This window comes from Gracilinema caldarium, from assembly GCF_029265695.1.
Lineage (GTDB): Bacteria > Spirochaetota > Spirochaetia > Treponematales > Breznakiellaceae > Gracilinema > Gracilinema caldarium_A.
In genome coordinates, this window is sequence record NZ_JAJUHW010000005.1 from 14,027 (window position 1) to 30,493 (window position 16,467).

At 45.8% G+C, this 16,467-nt stretch carries 22 protein-coding genes; 15 read left to right on the forward strand and 7 right to left on the reverse strand.

Annotated elements, in window-relative coordinates:
* Positions 1–49 precede the first annotated feature (49 nt).
* The 8 genes from Q7P68_RS02895 (at position 50) to Q7P68_RS02930 (ending at position 6,115) form a co-directional block, all read left to right on the forward strand.
* The gene (locus Q7P68_RS02895) at positions 50–1,246 is read left to right on the forward strand and encodes an LIC_12708 family protein (protein WP_304222568.1); all 1,197 of its coding nucleotides are present in this window, start codon (positions 50–52) and stop codon (positions 1,244–1,246) included.
* Positions 1,204–2,895: a bifunctional ADP-dependent NAD(P)H-hydrate dehydratase/NAD(P)H-hydrate epimerase gene (locus tag Q7P68_RS02900; protein ID WP_304222571.1), complete on the forward strand. Its 1,692-nt coding sequence runs from the start codon at positions 1,204–1,206 to the stop codon at positions 2,893–2,895. The genes Q7P68_RS02895 and Q7P68_RS02900 overlap by 43 nt, the downstream gene beginning before the upstream one ends.
* Positions 2,896–2,907: 12 nt before the next feature.
* Complete coding sequence (locus Q7P68_RS02905; RefSeq protein ID WP_304222574.1) at positions 2,908–3,447, forward strand: hypothetical protein; 540 nt, start codon at positions 2,908–2,910, stop codon at positions 3,445–3,447.
* A 76-nt stretch (positions 3,448–3,523) separates the two neighbouring features.
* Positions 3,524–3,931, forward strand: coding sequence for a hypothetical protein (locus tag Q7P68_RS02910; protein ID WP_304222577.1), 408 nt, complete (start codon positions 3,524–3,526; stop codon positions 3,929–3,931).
* Positions 3,932–3,943: 12 nt separating this feature from the next.
* The gene (locus tag Q7P68_RS02915; protein ID WP_304222579.1) at positions 3,944–4,360 is read left to right on the forward strand and encodes a (deoxy)nucleoside triphosphate pyrophosphohydrolase; all 417 of its coding nucleotides are present in this window, start codon (positions 3,944–3,946) and stop codon (positions 4,358–4,360) included.
* Positions 4,361–4,753 carry a hypothetical protein gene (locus Q7P68_RS02920; protein WP_304222581.1) on the forward strand — a complete coding sequence of 131 codons (393 nt, stop codon included), beginning with the start codon at positions 4,361–4,363 and terminating at the stop codon, positions 4,751–4,753.
* Positions 4,750–5,421 carry a DUF445 family protein gene (locus tag Q7P68_RS02925; RefSeq protein ID WP_304222584.1) on the forward strand — a complete coding sequence of 224 codons (672 nt, stop codon included), beginning with the start codon at positions 4,750–4,752 and terminating at the stop codon, positions 5,419–5,421. The genes Q7P68_RS02920 and Q7P68_RS02925 overlap by 4 nt, the downstream gene beginning before the upstream one ends.
* The gene (locus Q7P68_RS02930) at positions 5,402–6,115 is read left to right on the forward strand and encodes a DUF445 family protein (RefSeq protein ID WP_304222586.1); all 714 of its coding nucleotides are present in this window, start codon (positions 5,402–5,404) and stop codon (positions 6,113–6,115) included. Before Q7P68_RS02925 ends, Q7P68_RS02930 begins: the two co-directional genes overlap by 20 nt.
* Here Q7P68_RS02930 and rlmN read toward each other — a convergent pair.
* From rlmN to Q7P68_RS02960, 6 genes are all read right to left on the reverse strand, one after another.
* Positions 6,089–7,132: a dual-specificity RNA methyltransferase RlmN gene (gene rlmN, locus Q7P68_RS02935; protein ID WP_304222588.1), complete on the reverse strand. Its 1,044-nt coding sequence runs from the start codon at positions 7,130–7,132 to the stop codon at positions 6,089–6,091. The genes Q7P68_RS02930 and rlmN overlap by 27 nt on opposite strands.
* On the reverse strand, positions 7,132–8,253 hold the full coding sequence (locus Q7P68_RS02940; RefSeq protein WP_304222802.1) for a tetratricopeptide repeat protein: 1,122 nt from the start codon (positions 8,251–8,253) through the stop codon (positions 7,132–7,134). The genes rlmN and Q7P68_RS02940 overlap by 1 nt, the downstream gene beginning before the upstream one ends.
* Before the next feature lie 34 nt (positions 8,254–8,287).
* Positions 8,288–8,620 (reverse strand): hypothetical protein, encoded by a 333-nt coding sequence (locus Q7P68_RS02945; protein ID WP_304222589.1) that lies wholly within the window; start codon positions 8,618–8,620, stop codon positions 8,288–8,290.
* 248 nt (positions 8,621–8,868) lie between these two features.
* The gene (locus tag Q7P68_RS02950; RefSeq protein ID WP_304222592.1) at positions 8,869–9,402 is read right to left on the reverse strand and encodes an RsmD family RNA methyltransferase; all 534 of its coding nucleotides are present in this window, start codon (positions 9,400–9,402) and stop codon (positions 8,869–8,871) included.
* 4 nt (positions 9,403–9,406) lie between these two features.
* The gene (locus Q7P68_RS02955) at positions 9,407–10,690 is read right to left on the reverse strand and encodes an NAD(P)/FAD-dependent oxidoreductase (RefSeq protein ID WP_304222594.1); all 1,284 of its coding nucleotides are present in this window, start codon (positions 10,688–10,690) and stop codon (positions 9,407–9,409) included.
* Positions 10,691–10,735: 45 nt separating this feature from the next.
* On the reverse strand, positions 10,736–11,176 hold the full coding sequence (locus Q7P68_RS02960) for a hypothetical protein (RefSeq protein ID WP_304222597.1): 441 nt from the start codon (positions 11,174–11,176) through the stop codon (positions 10,736–10,738).
* 141 nt (positions 11,177–11,317) lie between these two features.
* Between Q7P68_RS02960 and rpsF the strand changes: the two genes are divergently transcribed.
* From rpsF to Q7P68_RS02995, 7 genes are all read left to right on the forward strand, one after another.
* On the forward strand, positions 11,318–11,599 hold the full coding sequence (gene rpsF / locus Q7P68_RS02965) for a 30S ribosomal protein S6 (RefSeq protein WP_304222599.1): 282 nt from the start codon (positions 11,318–11,320) through the stop codon (positions 11,597–11,599).
* 9 nt (positions 11,600–11,608) lie between these two features.
* Complete coding sequence (gene ssb, locus Q7P68_RS02970; protein WP_304222600.1) at positions 11,609–12,070, forward strand: single-stranded DNA-binding protein; 462 nt, start codon at positions 11,609–11,611, stop codon at positions 12,068–12,070.
* Between the two features lie 24 nt (positions 12,071–12,094).
* Complete coding sequence (gene rpsR, locus Q7P68_RS02975; RefSeq protein WP_486187661.1) at positions 12,095–12,430, forward strand: 30S ribosomal protein S18; 336 nt, start codon at positions 12,095–12,097, stop codon at positions 12,428–12,430.
* A 12-nt stretch (positions 12,431–12,442) separates the two neighbouring features.
* The gene (locus Q7P68_RS02980) at positions 12,443–13,426 is read left to right on the forward strand and encodes a hypothetical protein (RefSeq protein ID WP_304222603.1); all 984 of its coding nucleotides are present in this window, start codon (positions 12,443–12,445) and stop codon (positions 13,424–13,426) included.
* Positions 13,427–13,474: 48 nt separating this feature from the next.
* Positions 13,475–14,053 (forward strand): 50S ribosomal protein L9, encoded by a 579-nt coding sequence (rplI, locus tag Q7P68_RS02985; RefSeq protein WP_304222606.1) that lies wholly within the window; start codon positions 13,475–13,477, stop codon positions 14,051–14,053.
* Between the two features lie 92 nt (positions 14,054–14,145).
* The gene (dnaB, locus tag Q7P68_RS02990; protein ID WP_304222608.1) at positions 14,146–15,486 is read left to right on the forward strand and encodes a replicative DNA helicase; all 1,341 of its coding nucleotides are present in this window, start codon (positions 14,146–14,148) and stop codon (positions 15,484–15,486) included.
* 18 nt (positions 15,487–15,504) lie between these two features.
* The gene (locus Q7P68_RS02995; RefSeq protein WP_304222611.1) at positions 15,505–15,801 is read left to right on the forward strand and encodes a late competence development ComFB family protein; all 297 of its coding nucleotides are present in this window, start codon (positions 15,505–15,507) and stop codon (positions 15,799–15,801) included.
* Between the two features lie 41 nt (positions 15,802–15,842).
* Here Q7P68_RS02995 and Q7P68_RS03000 read toward each other — a convergent pair whose 3' ends face one another.
* Positions 15,843–16,457 carry a CpXC domain-containing protein gene (locus Q7P68_RS03000; protein WP_304222614.1) on the reverse strand — a complete coding sequence of 205 codons (615 nt, stop codon included), beginning with the start codon at positions 16,455–16,457 and terminating at the stop codon, positions 15,843–15,845.
* Positions 16,458–16,467 lie beyond the last annotated feature (10 nt).

Here is a 16,467-nt window from a genome sequence, read left to right on the forward strand (position 1 = left end):
ATAAACGACGGTTGACAAGCGTCTCGCAGGCGTCTATCGTGAATTTATCATGATTAGATTTGTCACTGTTGCCTTTTGTAGTTTTTTAGTCTTTTTTTCCTGTTCCAATGCGGAAATCCAATCTGTAGACCGGCAAAATCTCTTTAGACTGGATATCGGCCGGCTCGAAAACCAGATAGACCTGTTCGGCCTGGACCAGTCACCGGCTATGATTAAAACCAATATCGCCATGAGAGATGGTATTTTCTATATATCTGACAGTAAGGGACAAAAGGTTACCAAATTTACATCCTATGGGGACCTCTTATCTATGATTTACAATCCGGAAACCAATCCCCCGCCCTTTACCCTTAAAAAGGGGGACCAAAGTTCGGAGGTTGTAACCCGAAAAGCGATTTCTTATCCGCTGATTCAAAATGGTAATTTGGTCGTAGACTCACGAAAACACCTGTATGTCGAAGACCGATTGCCCCCGGATCGCAGGACCTATGACAATGAAAAACGGGTTCTCTTTGATTCAACGGTGCTCCATTTTGATAACGAAGGAAATTTTATAGAATATTTAGGACAGGAAGGCATCGGCGGTACTCCCTTCCCCTACATAACCAATATTTATACGTCGGTTCATGATGAACTTGCGGTTGTTTGTCGTCTCCCTACCGGATGGAATGTTTATTGGTTCGACTCAAATGGCACCGTGCTCTATGTGGTCCTCATACGGAACGAGGACTTGCCCCTACCTAAAGGGGAAAGCCTGTATCCCTCTCTGGATTCTATAAATGCAGCCCCAGATGGCCGGCGGCTTATCATTAAGGTGGATTATTATAAAGACAGTTACGACGAATCTACAAAAACTAAATCGGGTATCGTATTTGACCGTTCCATACTTTGGGTTATGAATGTTGAAGATGGAACGTATCAAAATAATGTAGAAATTCCTCCCTTTGATCAGGCCCAGCAGAATATAAAAGAAAAGGTAGAACTTGTTTATTCTGTATTGGGGGTAAGCAGGGGCGGCAAGATATTTCTTTCTATTCCTGACACGGGAGGCTACCACATTTTGGTACTGGATCTAGAATCCAAAGACCAAAAGCGTGGTTTTATCCGGGTCGAACAGGATGAACTAGCCTTTAATACTTTTTACCTTTCGGAAGAAGGTATTTTATCTGCCCTGCTTGCCACCGACTATGAGGCAAAAATTGTGTGGTGGAGAACAGAGAAATTTACCGGAGATGTGCGGAAATGATCCTTGCGGATAACCATGCGGCTCGTCACATTGATGAAATTGCTATGCAGGACTGGGGCCTCGCTTCCTCTGCATTGGTAGAAGCCGCTGGCAGGGAATGCGCTTATGCGCTTGTGCGCTCTTTCCGCCGTTTTCATGGTTTTAACATAAAAAATCTTTTTATTCTTCTTGCAGCAGGCTCGGGTAATAACGGCGCCGACGGCATGGTGTTACTAAAAACCCTTATACTTAAGGGCTTCTGTAGACCGGACCAATGTACGGTGGTGCTTTCAAAGAAACCAAGCAGTGCAACGACTGAGTCAGAACCAGTTAATCCGCAGACCCAGGCTTTGCGGGCTCTCCTCACTATGGGCCTGACGGTCGTTGCATGGCAGGATCTAGCAACTACCGAACGGGAAAAGCTTTTTTCTAAGGCCGACATAGTAATAGATGCGCTGAGCGGTACGGGACTGCAGGGCCCGCCAAAAGGGTCTGTTGCTGAACTTATTTTCTTTATCAATGAGAATAGAACAAAAAAAGATGCTCAGCGGATTGTTGCGATAGATGTACCTTCAGGTCTTTCTGATCTATGGGATAAGAGGACTCCTCTCGTTCATGCAGACCTGTGTCTTGCAGTAGAACCGGTTAAGGTGTGTCTTTATAAGCCTGCAGCGCGGCTTTTTGCAGGCAGAATTGTTCCCGTACAGGGCATATTCCCTCAACAGCTTTTAGAAAAAGACGGACAATATAAGCTCGTGTCTTATACACAGATCTCTCTGGATAAGGCCGCGATAGCCCCCTTTGTGGTACCTCCTTATGCCTATAAGCACCGCCGAGGGGTAGTGCAGGTTTTTGCAGGCGCACCCGGTACGAGCGGGGCTGCTTTGCTTGCTGCGCGGGGCGCCCAATCAGGCGGGGCAGGGCTTGTTCAGCTGGTTACCGATGACAGGCTTGCAGAGCACCTCCTGTCCCACGCAGGAGGAATACTGCTTACCTGTCCTACATGGTTAAAGGAACAGGTCCAATCCGGTTCCAGATCCCCCCTCAGTCCCGATGCGGTGGTTATCGGTCCCGGCCTATCCTGGAACGAAGATCTGCAAACCCGATTAGATGCTATCTATGAAAGCCAAAACCAGAAGGCTGTCGGACTCGTCATCGATGCGGAGGCTCTCATCCATGCTTCCCGGAAAACCTTTAGAGGTCCCACCGTCTTTACTCCCCATCCGGCTGAATTTGCGCGGATGCTCATCAATCTCAATGCTTCATCACAAGAGCCAATTCAGGGTGCCACTGATACAGTCATAGAAACACTAAGCGTAGATCCAGTTCCGCTGCTGCGTCTGGCTTCGCAAAATACCAACGCGGTCATGCTGCTGAAAGGCCATGTGATTCACATTGTTGCCCCCGACGGCACTTGTTATATAGTGGATGGGCTGGAACCGGTTCTTGCCATGGGCGGCAGCGGAGACCTGCTCTCCGGCATCATCGGGGCTCTTATGGCCCGTATGAAACGGAACACCGGCCATATCGATCCCGTCCTCTGTGCCCGATGGGCTGCGGTATTGCTGGTAAAAGCAGGGCATCTGCTCTGTCGACAGCATGGCTTTACCGATCCTGGCTCTTTGGCTGAAATAGTTGGAAACTTGGCAGGTGAACTTTGGTTGCAATAAAACGGAGCAAATATGGAAGGTGAAAAAAAAGGGCGAAACAACGAAGAACTGGCCTTTTATTATTCCCGGGATCGTCGTATCGCGTCAGCCCCTGAAAGGGTCAAAATGCTTTATTCCGGATCCTTTGGCCGGCGAAGGAGCTTGTTTGGTTCTTTATTAGCCACAAAATCTCTGGCATTTCTCTTCCTTGCTATTCTCATGCTCAGCGCCACCGCCATGGTAATGTCCTTTCTCTTGCATCGTGAAACTAACCAAACAGTCCTGGGTAATGTGTTTTCACTGGAGGCTTTCAGGTTTCAGGGAGCAACCTATATCGCCATTAAAAAAGAAGCCCGCAGCGATGATGCCTACTCTGGACCCATGGATGTGGCCGTATCTCCCTCTACTAAATCAACTAACCCAGAACAGGTCCAGGTATACACACAGTCCTTTTTTATCGGACTAAAACCACATGAAGAATTTCGGTTTTCTGTACCCTTGGAAGCGGAAAAAATAGTCGTTTTACTTAGATTAAACGAATCTCTCAGTCGTTTTGTCCTTTCAGTAAAGTAGTATCCATCTGGCTCCATTGACCCAAAATAGGATATTCAGTATTGTAAAATCGGAATCAAGAGGCGAGGTCTTAAGCATGTTACAGTTTTATTTTTTGTCGATTCTATGCAATGCGCTGGCTGGCTATGCACTTATAACCGACTCTGAAGCCAAATCCTCTATTTTAGATGGTATCCGTTCTTATGTTCTCGATGAAACCTTCCGGCTTGTTTTAGGGGTGCTTACCATGGTCGTAGGGTTCTTTAAAATACTCTCGGTAATCCGGGGAGACATTCCAGTCATTGGGGATATTCTGCCTGCGGCGGCGGGATTAGTTGCCGGTTTTTCGCTTTTATTTGAATTTTATAAATCCCGATCTACGGTAATTGATGAGCAGACAGAAAAAATCGAAACCTTTCTGACCTCCAATCGTAAATGGGTTGGATATGCGGCCATTATAAGCGCCGGAACCCATTTCCTTTTCCCGACTGTACTGTTTTTTTGATATGGGGAGCCTGTGGAAAGGGATAAAAAACAACGGTCTGTGGCCGGAATTTGTATTAAAGGAGAAAAACTCTTTATTGCAAAACGTATTCCGGGCGGCTCAATGGGAGAACGATGGGAATTCCCTGGCGGAAAGGTAGAAGCAGAAGAGTCGGACCAGGACGCCCTCATTCGGGAGTACAAAGAAGAATTTGGAGTTCCCGTCACGGTCGGCCCCTGTATCGCCACTTCAGAATTTGAACACCACCAGCAAAAACGCTACCTTTTTGCATACCTCGTACATATTCCGGACCTGCAGTTTGAGATGACAGAACACACCCAATATCGCTGGGCAACCCTGGATGAAATAAAAGAGCTCAATTTTGCCGATTCGGATAAAAAACTCATACCTGATATTGCTCACTATTTACAGAATATACAGGGAAATTAAATGTATAAAATGAAAAATCTTCTTAAAAGTGGTCTTCTAGTCGCTCTCATGCTCAGCAGTTCATCCTGTTTTATTGCAAGTCCCGAAAAGGAACTTAAACCTCCCGCAACTTTTCCTCTTTCGCGTTCAGCTATCGGTTATGTTTTAATTACCGATACATACACCCAGTTGCTTGACAGCCTTGGAAATAACAGTGTATCCCTCGGCGTTTTAAGAAAAGGATCTATTCTGCCCGTCTTAGAGCGTAGAATCGTGCAAAGCGAAAGCAAGGCTGAACACTGGATTCTGGTGACGGCCCAAGAAAAGGGCTGGATTCGGGAAGCTTCGGGCCGCCTTTTTGCAACAGAAGCCCAGGCAAAAACAGCTCTCAATTTCATGCAAGAAAGGGAATGATGAACACTATTATTTTATACCTGGCCCCGCTGGTGATTGGGGCGATCATTGGCTATGTAACAAACGCAATTGCAATAAAAATGCTTTTTAGGCCCCTGTATCCCATTAAAATAGGTCCCTTTCAATTACCCTTTACTCCTGGTATTCTTCCCCGGGAACGACACAAACTTGCTGATAACATAGGACGCATGGTAGAACGGGAACTTCTTACCGAAGAAATAATCCGTCAACGTTTATCCAAACCGGATGTTATCCAAGCTGTCGAACAAGGAGTATCCTCTGCCACAGAACAGCTGCTCGATACAAAACTGCAGGGCAGTTCCGATTTCGCCAAAGAAGCTATTGATTTTCTTGTGCACACGATTCATAACCCAGGCTTTATCAATACTGTAGGTTCTCTGTTAGATAACGTTGCGATGGACCTCCAGGGACGGAAAATATCAGACCTTTCAGGAATAGAGATTGATGAACTGCAGGCAAAGGTGCAGCTTGTAATTTCCCAACAGCTTGAACAGCTGCTCCCCGCCGCATCCAGCAGTATCGGAAGCCTCCTGGATTCCCATTACATGGAATTAAAGGATAGGCTTATTAATTTTTTGCGTCTCCCAGAAATTCATGAACAGCTGGAAGTACAGGGCAGGATTTTTTTTGCAAAAAACGTTTCTTAAGCTCAATACATTCCAGAGATTTTTTATTTCCGCAGCCCAGTATGACAAAACCCTGGATGAACGGATGGGCGATATTATCGATGACCTCATTTACCAAATTGATGTTCTTTTAAGCAAAGAAGAAAATAAAATCATGCTTGTCCGTCATGTCCAATCTTTTATAGCCGATTTAGGAACAAAGCGAGAGACCCTGTATCGTCTCACGGGGATGCTGAACGGCCTTATTGCACCAGCCCTCCATAAAGAACTGGGAGACCTTGTACAAAGCATTACCGGCCTAGATCGGAAAGCCCAACGAGAAGTCCTCTGCACCAGGTTTCAGTCATGGATACAGGCAAGCAGCGAAGAAGCCATTAAGGCTTCTCTATTGAAGTATTTAAATCAACATGCAGACAGCCGTATAGGCGAAATAGTAAACATAGAAAAGACTCAAAAAGCCCATATTGATGGATTTATCGCCCATACTTTGATTGATATGGCACACAGAAAAATCGCCGATGCCCTCAAGATGATTAACATACGAAGCATCGTATCAGACCGCATCGAATCCCTCGATATGGAATCGGTAGAACGTATCGTGCTCGATGTTATGGCGAGCCAATTCAAATGGATTAACATATTTGGAGCTATTCTCGGGGCCCTCATCGGTGCAGGTCAGGTGGTGCTCTCATTCTTTCTTAAAGGTCTCAACTGAGCCAAGCTGTCCGCAGGCTCCGGACACGCCGCGGCCCTTTCGGTACCTTCTTGTCACCGTGAGTCCCCGCCGTTCAAGCTCCGCAACCATGGCATCTATTTCCCTGTCAGTAGGTTCTTCAAAATCTGTGCCATCAATACCCATACCATCCACCGGATTCCATGGAATAAGGTTGATGATAACATCGAGCCCTTTGGCAAACTGAGCCAGTGTGATGGCATCTTCTTTTTTGGTGTTCACGTCTTTAAGCAGAACCGCTTCCAAGGTTATCCGTTTGTCATGCTTTGACTGAAAGTATCTCAGGGCTTCCTTAAGCTCTGACAACGGATTGGTTTTACTGACGGGCATTAATTTTTCTCGCATTGCCTCATTTGCAGTCGTAAGGGATACAGCCAGTCTTACCTCAGGCCCATTATCCGCCAAATCTTTAATACCCGAAACAATACCGCTCGTAGAAATGGTTATTCTGCGCCGAGACATTCCGAGGCCCGCGGGGTCGGACCAAATATTCATGGCTGTTCTTAAATTGATTAGGTTGAGCAGGGGCTCCCCCATTCCCATGACTACAATATTTGATATATCACCAGCAGCAGCTTGGCAATGATAAAGCTGCTCGGCGATTTCTGCGGCATTTAGGTTTCGCAAAAAGCCAAGGCTGCCGGTTTTGCAGAACGCACAGGCCATAGGACAGCCAACCTGAGTAGAAATACAGGCTGTTTTCCGCCCCTCTCCGTCCACCAAAACCACAGCCTCAATTTTAGTTCCATCCTGGAGGGCAATCTGCAGCTTAATTGTACCATCCGAATCGGTGAGTGTATCGGCTACGTATGTTTCCATGACCAAAAAACGTTCACTCAGTGTTTTCCGCAATTCCTGGGAAAGATCGGTCATTTGGTCAAAATTTCGAGCTCCGCGGGAAATCCATTTAAAGATTTGCCGGGCCCGAAAAGCGGGTAGGGGTTTTAAAAGTTCGATTAACTCGCCAAGGGTATAGCCTGTGATACTCGGTAAAGCCATTATGCTTGTAATTTCTCTAAGTACTCGGATATGGCTGCATTTCGCTGACCTGTCTTTTGGAATTCAGCGAGAATTTCGATAGCCCGTTCTTTGTCGCCCTTCTTTATCCAGCAATCGGCCAGCTCAATGTACAGGCGGTAATTTTTGGGATCCTGCTGTACAAGACGCCGTAGTGATTCAATCGCATCATCATATTTGCCTTGCATCTTTGAAACCACAGCAAGACCCAGCACCGCATATATATCAAATTCAATATTTAAGGCCCGGTGATAATAATCAGCGGCCTTGTCAAAGTCTCCCATATTGCGGTATGCGTCTCCAGCACGGGTAAGAATGACCTTATTGCGGGGATCCTGTTCCAGAATTTTGTTCCAATATTCAAGAGATTTATGCTGTTGGTTCATGCCACGGTAACAGTCAGCGAGGCCAAATAGAGCATAGAAGTTGTAGGGATCCATTTTAAGGGCCCGTTCAAAATAAGGTACCCCTTCTGCAAAGGTTTTGAGCTTCCGGTGACAGTTCCCAATAGATGTAAGCACCCGGATATCAACATTGTCTTTGTGAAGGGAAAGCATCTTTTCCCAATAATATAATGCGTCCCGGTATTCTTTAAAATCGTAGTGCAGGTGTCCAAGGCCGATCAGTGCATAAGGATTGTTTTCTTCCATCTCAAGGACTCTTAAATAGACCGCCTTGGATTTGCGAAAATCCCGTACTTTCCGGTATGCGTCGGCAACACGGGTAAGCACCGTAATATTGTGATCATCATGGAGGAGGTACTGTTCCCAGATCTCAATAGCCTTTTGGTACTGATTTAATGCCTTGTAGCAATCTGCAAGACCAAAAAGGGCATAATTGTTACCCGGATGATGGGATAGACAGCGGCGGTAATATTCAACCGCTTCACGGAATGCACCCCGTTTGCGGGCTGTGTCTCCAAGGCCGACCAGGGCATAATTATTATCAGGATTCTTCGCTAAAATCTCTTCAAAGGCAGCCATGGCTTCTGCAAGTTTGTTCTCTTTTATAAGCTGATATCCCTTTTTAGACAGTTCAGAGATTTCAGAAAACTCATCCTTTTCTTTTTTATCCCCTTCATTGACAGGGGAGCTTTGTTCCATATTTGGATTTAAAAAATTCTGATCGTCACCCATACTATTTTTCCTCATCCTGTATCAATTTTTGTATCAAAGCACTCAGTTTTTCAATTAACGGTTCTGCTTTGTTTTTATCCGGTGCAAGCCAATACATTTTAAGGGCATCGAGACTGCGGCCATGTTCCAAATACCAGTCTCCAAGGCGGATAAGTCCATCCGAATAGCCAGTGGTGATAAAAATACGTTCCGCCGCCTTAATGTCACCCTTGTTGAATAATTCGTTACCCTTTCTGTTGAGTTGAACTTTTTGTGTCGAATCAAGCTCTGGTCGTGTTGTTGTTTTTATAAATCCGAGGTTTTCGAAACGACCAAACAAGGTATCCTTATTCAACTTTTATCCCTATAAATTATAATATAAAATATAGAGCAAGCGCAACCAAATTTGCAATAAAAAACTGTAAAAAACTCTAAAATATGAGATATGAGCCAATTTCAAAAGTCGGTCACTTTTGAAATTGGCTTTGCGATTGCTTGCGGTTGCGCGCAGTTTCTCTAAAACTGCATGCAACCGCTACGCCAAATCGCGGATTTCAAGGTAGCTCTTTCAAAACTCTCTAAGTTTTGAAAGAGCTTTAGATATTATTGTTCCATTCGATAAAAATCGACTATAGATCGCCCGTATTCTCTGCGATCTATCAATGTGAGTGTTTCAACCTGATCTGGAAAATGATCCTCCCGCGGCCGGTGAATAAGCAAAACAGAGCCCGGTTTCATCAATTTAGACCGTGCAATTGACGCAACGAGCTGCTGCTTAAAACGGTAAGGGAAGGGGGGATCGCAAAAAATGTAATCGAATGAGTGTTTTGCCCGTTTTACAAAGAGTTCGGCGGACATAAAATGACAATTTATCCGTACCGGCGATATAGAAACATTTTTAATGAGGGTGCTTCGTTTTAAGCTGTCCATTTCCACCGCATCAATCGGATCTGCTCCGCGGCTTGCGGCCTCCAGGGCAATAATACCCGAGCCGGAAAAAATATCTAAAAAGGACTTTCCTGTTAAGTCTCCCAGAATTGCGAATACCGATTCGCGCATGCGGTCCATAGCAGGCCGTATAACCCCGTCAGGGACTTCAACTTTTCTTCCGCATAATTGACCTCCGGTTATTCTCATAGGCTTACTCCTGTTTTAGGATCCCGTCGGCTACGCGGAGGCCGCTTGCCCAGGCTGCTGTAATGCCCCGGCTTGTACCAGCACCGTCCCCTGCAAGGTAGACCCCATCCAGGGCCATAAAATAGCGGGGATCCTTAAATTGGGGCTTATTAGCATAGAGCTTTATTTCGGGGTAATACATAATAGTGCTTGGATGTAATACTCCGGGCACGATAGTATCCAGCAGTTTCAGGGCTTTCCAGATGGATCTCAGAAATTTGGCCGGCATGACTAAGCTTATGTCTCCGGGGGTGCAGTCTTTAAGGGTCGGTTCAAAATCAAATAAATCATGATTAAAACCATCCCTAGTTGAACGCTTTCCCATCCTAAAGTCCCCGACCCGCTGCATTAAGGGTTTGCCGCCCCCGGCAAGCATAGCCTGGAGACCGAGCATTTCTGCAAAATCTTGCCCTGATGCTAAGGGTTCGGTAAATTCAACACTCCGGAGCATGGCAAAGTTAACTAATCCATTGGCAGGACGTTCCGCAGACCAGGCGTGGCCGTTCACACTGTAATAGGTTTGACCATGACCTGTTTCATACCGTTCTTTAACCACATGGGCACTACGAGAGTTGGTGCAGAAAGTACGTACCCGTTCGGGAAACAGAAATTTTGGGTCGTAATAATCTTTAACGATAGGGTAGTGGACTTCTCTGGTTTCTACCCGGATACCAACATCAATTGAATTGTCCGAATAGGGAATTCCTATGGTGGCCATGAGTTTTCTAAGGAAGTCAAAACCGCCCCTGCCGGGAGCAATGAGGATAGCCTTATACTCCAGTTCCCGTTTGTTAGTTTGAATAATCTTTTTTTGGGGATCGATACTGATCAACGTCTCTTCCAGGGAGACCTCAACTCCTTTGCTCTGCAGTTCTCCGATCAGTCTATTGATGAGACGCAAGCCCCCATCGGTACCCAAATGGGCCTGCTTTACATCCAGGAGTTCAACACCAATTTTTTGTGCCCGCTGGCCGTAGGCGCTCACATTTTTCCGTTCCATGAGGGATGGTTTTAAGAATGCAGTAACCCGTTCTAGATAATGCTCGGCCATATCTCGGGGCCAAAAATCTATGGGAAAACCTATAGGGTAGGTAAAATTCATTTTGCAATCATTTCGAAGGCCCCCAGAAGATACTTTTGCCTTATCGAGCAGAATGATACGGGATTGTGGCCTTTTTTCTATCAATTCAAATGCCGCACCGAGACCCGTCGGGCCTGTTCCAACAAGAATAACATCAGCCTTTTCCATGGGAGTTATAGTAACATATTTAGATGGCAAAAGACGAGGGGGCTTTTAGTCCTGCAATAATTCTCTCAGTTCCTGGGGACTTACCACCATTCCGTTATCCTGTTCGGCAGGACGCATAGAAAGAAGCTGTTCCAACTGAACAATGCGATTTTTAGAACCCGCTTTGTACTGTTCAAGCTTTTCGGATATCGGGATAAAAGCTGCCCCAATAGTTCCTTTACCCTGTAAGAGGGTATCCAAAAGCTCCACTAAATCTTCCTCTAGATCAAGCACATTATGGACCTGTTCTTCCCAGTCTATGAATTTTTCATTTTCTTGAATTGCATTAATGCAAAATTCCAGCAGGGACTGAAGGTTATCCAGATCCTGGATATAAAGCTCAAGAAACAAGTCCGGTTCAAGTATAAGAGATACCCCTTCGCTTAATAGCTTGAGCTTGCTGTGCAAATAAAATAGGGTGTCTTCAATGTTGATACGTTTTGGCATCACAATCCTCACTTAAGGTATCGGTATGGCAAGTATTCGACTTAAACCTTACTTGACAAGGAAAAACGCTTTCTATAGACTACCATAGCCTCTTTATCCGTCTGTGTCGACGGATCAATCATAAGTCCGTAAGGAGGACCCATGCGTCAGTATGAACTGACGGTCATCTTCCCACTAGAAGAAGACCTCTACAAAGCTGGACGTGAGCTTGTTCTGGCAGATCTTGCCAACCATGGAGCTCAGGTCGAAAAAACCGATGAAATGGGAGATAGAGACCTCGCCTATCCCATCAACAAAAAAACTCGCGGTCGTTACACCCTGTATACCGTCAAAATGGATCCAGCGCAGCTTGTTGCTCTGGAACGGGCCTTTAAACTGAATAATAACATTATTCGCCACCTCTTTGTAAAAGTAGAGGAATAAGGAAATAGTATGGCCGATCTTAACCATGTTATTCTGATCGGACGGCTTACCCGGGATGCGGAACTTAAATATACTGCCAATGGTCAGGCGGTATGTAAATTTTCTGTAGCCGTCAACCGGCGTCGAAAAAATGGTGACCAATGGGTCGATGAACCTAATTTTTTCGATGTAGTTCTCTGGGGCAGATCAGGAGAAACCCTGAATCAATATTTGGTTAAGGGGAAACAAGTCGCCGTAGAAGGTGAGCTCAAGCAGGATCGGTGGGAACAGGACGGCCAGAATCGGTCAAAAGTGGAAATCCTGGCAAACAATGTACAGCTTCTGGGCGGCGGTCAGGGGGGAGGTTCTGCCTCCGCAGGTGAAAATGGTTTTTCACCATCCCGCCGTCAGTCAGAAGCTCCGCAGGGAAGAGGCCCATCGGTGAATGATGGCCCTGGGGATGATGGTTTTGCCGATGATATTCCATTCTAAGGCTTTTTGTTAAGGAGATATTTCATGTCTGATGAGAATATGATGCAGAATGAACGGCCCGGACGGGATCGTTCAATGGATGCCCAGATGGATATGGGTATGACTGGTCGTGACGGCGAAGACCGCAGCGGTCGGGGCGGAAAAGGTAAAGTATATTTTAAGAAAAAGGTCTGCAAGTTCTGCACCCAAAAACAGAAGATCGATTATAAAGACGCTGATGGACTGCGCCGGTATACCACCGAACGGGGAAAGATACTCCCTCGCCGCATCACCGGCACCTGTGCCAAGCACCAGCGTGAGCTTGCGGTAGCAATTAAGCGGGCCCGAATCATCGCACTGTTACCCTTCGTCGCCGACTGATAGGGGTTTTTCATGACTTTCCGTACAAGAATCGTACCCTTTCTGTATCCAGCCTTTACGGCGGTCGTAATGGTGCTGCTTGTACGGAGCGGCCTTTTAACTCCGCTTTTTCTTCTTCCCTTAGGGCTCTTAGGGCAACGGGAGAAAAAAAACGAGGTTTTTTTAGCTATCCTGTTGATGGTACTTATCAATGGGGGACTATCGATCGGTGCATTGCGCACCGATCCTTCTGCATGGAAGCTTATTGCCGCTGATACCTTGTATGTATCTGCTCTGGCTCTGATTTTTGCGATACTGTTGATACCCGGTATAGCTCTTCGTGTTTTTTCATCGAATTTTCGCGGTACCTATCGGGTATTGCTTGCATCGGTAATTGGTACGCTTTTTTTGCTTCCCCTCGTGCTTCTTTCAATGTATGACGAGGGCGTTGCAGGCCTATTTAAGAAACAGGCCGAGACTATAGCGTCGATGCTGACAGAAATGTCTCAAGATACGGTGCAGGGAACTATAAGTGCCGATATCATATTAGAGCTTCTGAAATCAGTTGCTTTACGGGGCGGCCTTTTTGTAAGCCACCTGATGCTCTTTGGTTTTTCTGCATTTTTAAGCAGACAGGGCAGCAAATATCGCTGGGTTCTTTCCAACTTTCATGTTGATTTTATCATGATTTGGTTTTTTTCTTGTTTTTTACTTGCCATTTTAGCAGGCTATGTGTTCAATATCTCAATATTGGAAATAGCCGGGTGGAATGGGGCTTTAAGTCTCGCCCTGCTTTATTTTTTACAGGGATTGGGAATAGTGTTTTTTAATCTTTCCCATCCTATGATTTCGCGATCGGGGCGTTTTTTGCTTCGTACCTTATTGCTTGTTTTGCTGATTAGTCCTGGAATCAACGCAATAGTCCTGACAGGTGTTTTCCTGCTAGGTGTTGCTGAGAATTGGGTTTCCCTAAGGAGACCCCATATTACTGGGCCATCCTCTACTCCGGGGATGTGAAACCGGCGCGTTCGGTTTCTGTGTCCATAAACATAAGGAGCTTGTATCATGAAGGTCATTCTGAACAAGGATGTCAATCCTCTTGGCGAAGAAGGGGATGTCAAAGACGTAGCGAAGGGCTATGCCCGGAACTACCTGTTCCCCCGCGGGCTTGCAGTTCCCTATACGGAACGAAATATGAAAGTTTTCGAAGCCCGCCGGGAAGAAATTGAAGCCCGCAAGGCCGAAAAGCGCAAAGACGCTGCCAGTCTTAAAGAGCGTCTGGAAGGAACTGAACTGGTTATTACCATGCCCGCCGGTGCAAATGGCAAACTCTATGGCGCGGTTACCAACCAGACAATTGCGGATGAACTTATTAAACAGGGCTTCCAGGTAGAACGGAAACGAATTGAAGTACCCGGCAACCATATTAAGAGTGTTGGCAAATTCAAAATCCATGTAAAGCTCTATGAATCCACCACTGCTGAAGTTACCGTGGTGATTCAGGCTCAGGTTACCAAAACTGAAGAAAAGCCCGAAGCCCACAAGGGACACCAGCGGGGTCATCGTGGGGCTCATAAGGAAGAAGCGGCTGCTGAAACTTCCGCCCAAGAGAATGCTTCGGACGCAGCGGAAGCTCGCGAATAATTTTTTTAACCAATCTATTCCCCTGTGCTACATCATTTGCCATATAAAATGGAGTGTAGTGCAGGGGAATTTGCTTTTTAGGAAAGATAATTATGGCTGGAATACTAAAAGATAAAATTCCGCCCCATAACGATGAAGCGGAACAGGCAACCCTGGGGGCTCTCCTTTTAGACGAAGACGCTATCGCAGTTGCAATCCGCTATCTAAGACCCGACGATTTCTATTCGAACGCAAACCGCCGAATCTACAAAGCTATCCTTAATCTGTTTAACCAGGGCCGGAAAGCAGATATCATTACCGTCATAGAAGAACTAAAGCAATCAGGCGAGCTCGATAGCGCAGGCGGTCCCGCTTATGTGGCTTCTTTGACGAACGTAGTTCCCACCAGTGCTAATATCGATTATTATGCACAAATTGTTCAGGACCATTCAGTACGCCGGTCTTTGCTGCGCATTTCAAGTGAAATTTCAGCTAAATCATACGATGAATCTACCGAGTCCCGTCTTATTGTAGAAGAAGCTCAGCGATATATTTTTGATCTTACCGATAACCGGCAAACCCTTACCTATAAGAGCGCAAAGGAAATAATTCCTAAAACTATTGAGGCTATCGAAAAATTATATAATACCAAAGATGCCTTTACCGGTATTCCTTCGGGCTTGCATGATCTGGATTCTATGACGAGCGGTTTTCAGCGTTCTGAGCTTATTATTATTGGTGCTCGGCCTTCGGTCGGAAAGACAGCTCTTGCGCTTACCATGGCAGCCCACACATCAATTAAAGAAAGAATACCGACCGCATTCTTTACGCTCGAGATGTCAGACATGGCCCTCATGCAGCGTCTTATCTCTGCAGAAGCCAGAATTGAATCGGAAAAAATAAGAACTGGACTCCTAAAACCCAGTGATTTTCATAGCTTGATGGAAGCAGCGGGCAGAATTTATGATGCACCCCTGTATATTGTAGATATGCCGAACATGAAGCTGCTCGATTTGCGCGCTCAGGCACGGCGGCTGAGGGCCCAGCAAAAGGTAGAAATTATATTCATCGACTATCTTACCCTGATTACTTCTGAAAATTACCAGCTACCCCGGCATGAACAGATAGCGGAGATTTCCCGGTCATTAAAAAGCCTGGCTAGAGAGCTCGATATTCCTGTTGTTGCCCTTTCCCAGGTACGCCGCGATGCAGAAGGCAAGCGCCCAACCCTTTCTGATATCCGGGAATCCGGTTCAATAGAACAAGACGCCGACGTGGTTATGTTCCTGCACCGAGAGCGTGAATCGGATAAAAAAAGCGACGCCGAACGATCAAAGGCTATTACAACTGAGCTCATTATCGCAAAACAGCGTAATGGGCCTGTCGGAACAGTGGAAATTGTCTTCCTTCCGTCGTACACTAAATTTGAGAATTTATCTCGAGCCAGCGTGTAAATACGGAGGATTTCTATTATGGCATTCAAAGATAATTATGATTTTGACCAGCTCGTAAATGAAGCTGAACGGCTTGTTATCAGCGAACTGGAAAAACAAATATCAGATTATCCAGAACCGCTCTGTCTCTGTGAGGATTGCGTTCTTGATATGGCAACTCTTGCGCTTAATTCAGTAAAACCCCTCTATAGGGTTTCGCTGCTCGGAAGCCTTTATGCAGCCCATGCGATGGATGAGGCATCCTATGCTGAAAGCGTAAGGAATGCTGTCTCCACTGCTATTGCAAAGGTAAAATCTCACCCATCCCATGATTAGTTAAGCTCTATCGGCCCCTCGGATTACAGAAGGGCCACCGCTTAGTCTAACTCAGGCCGCAAGAGGTTTTGAACAGAAGTGTAGGCTCCAGATTTAATAGATTTAAATGGTTCTGTATCGGGATTTTTGCGGTATTCTTCGCGAGTTTTTGTATAGACTGAGTATGGGATGCGGCTCACGGCTACCTCTTCATTTCTGAGACCATGGACATGGAATTCTAAATAATCGCCCTGTTTTCCCACAAACCAGGCAGTAGCCTCTGCTTCTGGATTTGTTTCATCCGCTTTAAGAAGAAGATAGTATTTTAAGGCTTCTATAATGATGGGCTCTAACCCTTCTTTTATAACAATTATTCGGTCTGCAGCTTCTGGATATCCAATGACTATCTCTGTCTGGTCCGTCTGTTTCGTCTGGCCTCGGTAAAAGGCACCGCGGTCAAATTCAGGCAGTACCTGCAGATGGAGGTTCCGGCTCGGCCAATCGATAATAAGAGGAAACTCAGGCTTGAGCGGCGAATCACAGGATGGACAAACTATGGTAAGAAAACTGCCATTACAAAGTTCTTCGATGGCGTTTGGGTTTTGATCAAGATTAACTTCATCGGGAATCTCTACCTCAAAGGGGTGTTCGCATTGGCATGTAATTGTATGTTTCATAACAACTTCC

What these genes read in the sequence shown, in the direction of transcription:
- Q7P68_RS02895 (WP_304222568.1), top strand. Translation starts at nt 50, where the DNA reads ATGATTAGATTTGTCACTGTTGCCTTTTGTAGTTTTTTAGTCTTTTTT.
- Q7P68_RS02905 (WP_304222574.1), top strand. Translation starts at nt 2,908, where the DNA reads ATGGAAGGTGAAAAAAAAGGGCGAAACAACGAAGAACTGGCCTTTTAT.
- Q7P68_RS02910 (WP_304222577.1), top strand. Translation starts at nt 3,524, where the DNA reads ATGTTACAGTTTTATTTTTTGTCGATTCTATGCAATGCGCTGGCTGGC.
- Q7P68_RS02920 (WP_304222581.1), top strand. Translation starts at nt 4,361, where the DNA reads ATGTATAAAATGAAAAATCTTCTTAAAAGTGGTCTTCTAGTCGCTCTC.
- Q7P68_RS02925 (WP_304222584.1), top strand. Translation starts at nt 4,750, where the DNA reads ATGATGAACACTATTATTTTATACCTGGCCCCGCTGGTGATTGGGGCG.
- rlmN (WP_304222588.1), bottom strand. Translation starts at nt 7,132, where the DNA reads ATGGCTTTACCGAGTATCACAGGCTATACCCTTGGCGAGTTAATCGAA.
- Q7P68_RS02940 (WP_304222802.1), bottom strand. Translation starts at nt 8,253, where the DNA reads ATGGAACAAAGCTCCCCTGTCAATGAAGGGGATAAAAAAGAAAAGGAT.
- Q7P68_RS02950 (WP_304222592.1), bottom strand. Translation starts at nt 9,402, where the DNA reads ATGAGAATAACCGGAGGTCAATTATGCGGAAGAAAAGTTGAAGTCCCT.
- Q7P68_RS02955 (WP_304222594.1), bottom strand. Translation starts at nt 10,690, where the DNA reads ATGGAAAAGGCTGATGTTATTCTTGTTGGAACAGGCCCGACGGGTCTC.
- Q7P68_RS02960 (WP_304222597.1), bottom strand. Translation starts at nt 11,176, where the DNA reads ATGCCAAAACGTATCAACATTGAAGACACCCTATTTTATTTGCACAGC.
- rpsF (WP_304222599.1), top strand. Translation starts at nt 11,318, where the DNA reads ATGCGTCAGTATGAACTGACGGTCATCTTCCCACTAGAAGAAGACCTC.
- ssb (WP_304222600.1), top strand. Translation starts at nt 11,609, where the DNA reads ATGGCCGATCTTAACCATGTTATTCTGATCGGACGGCTTACCCGGGAT.
- rpsR (WP_486187661.1), top strand. Translation starts at nt 12,095, where the DNA reads ATGTCTGATGAGAATATGATGCAGAATGAACGGCCCGGACGGGATCGT.
- Q7P68_RS02980 (WP_304222603.1), top strand. Translation starts at nt 12,443, where the DNA reads ATGACTTTCCGTACAAGAATCGTACCCTTTCTGTATCCAGCCTTTACG.
- rplI (WP_304222606.1), top strand. Translation starts at nt 13,475, where the DNA reads ATGAAGGTCATTCTGAACAAGGATGTCAATCCTCTTGGCGAAGAAGGG.
- dnaB (WP_304222608.1), top strand. Translation starts at nt 14,146, where the DNA reads ATGGCTGGAATACTAAAAGATAAAATTCCGCCCCATAACGATGAAGCG.
- Q7P68_RS02995 (WP_304222611.1), top strand. Translation starts at nt 15,505, where the DNA reads ATGGCATTCAAAGATAATTATGATTTTGACCAGCTCGTAAATGAAGCT.
- Q7P68_RS03000 (WP_304222614.1), bottom strand. Translation starts at nt 16,457, where the DNA reads ATGAAACATACAATTACATGCCAATGCGAACACCCCTTTGAGGTAGAG.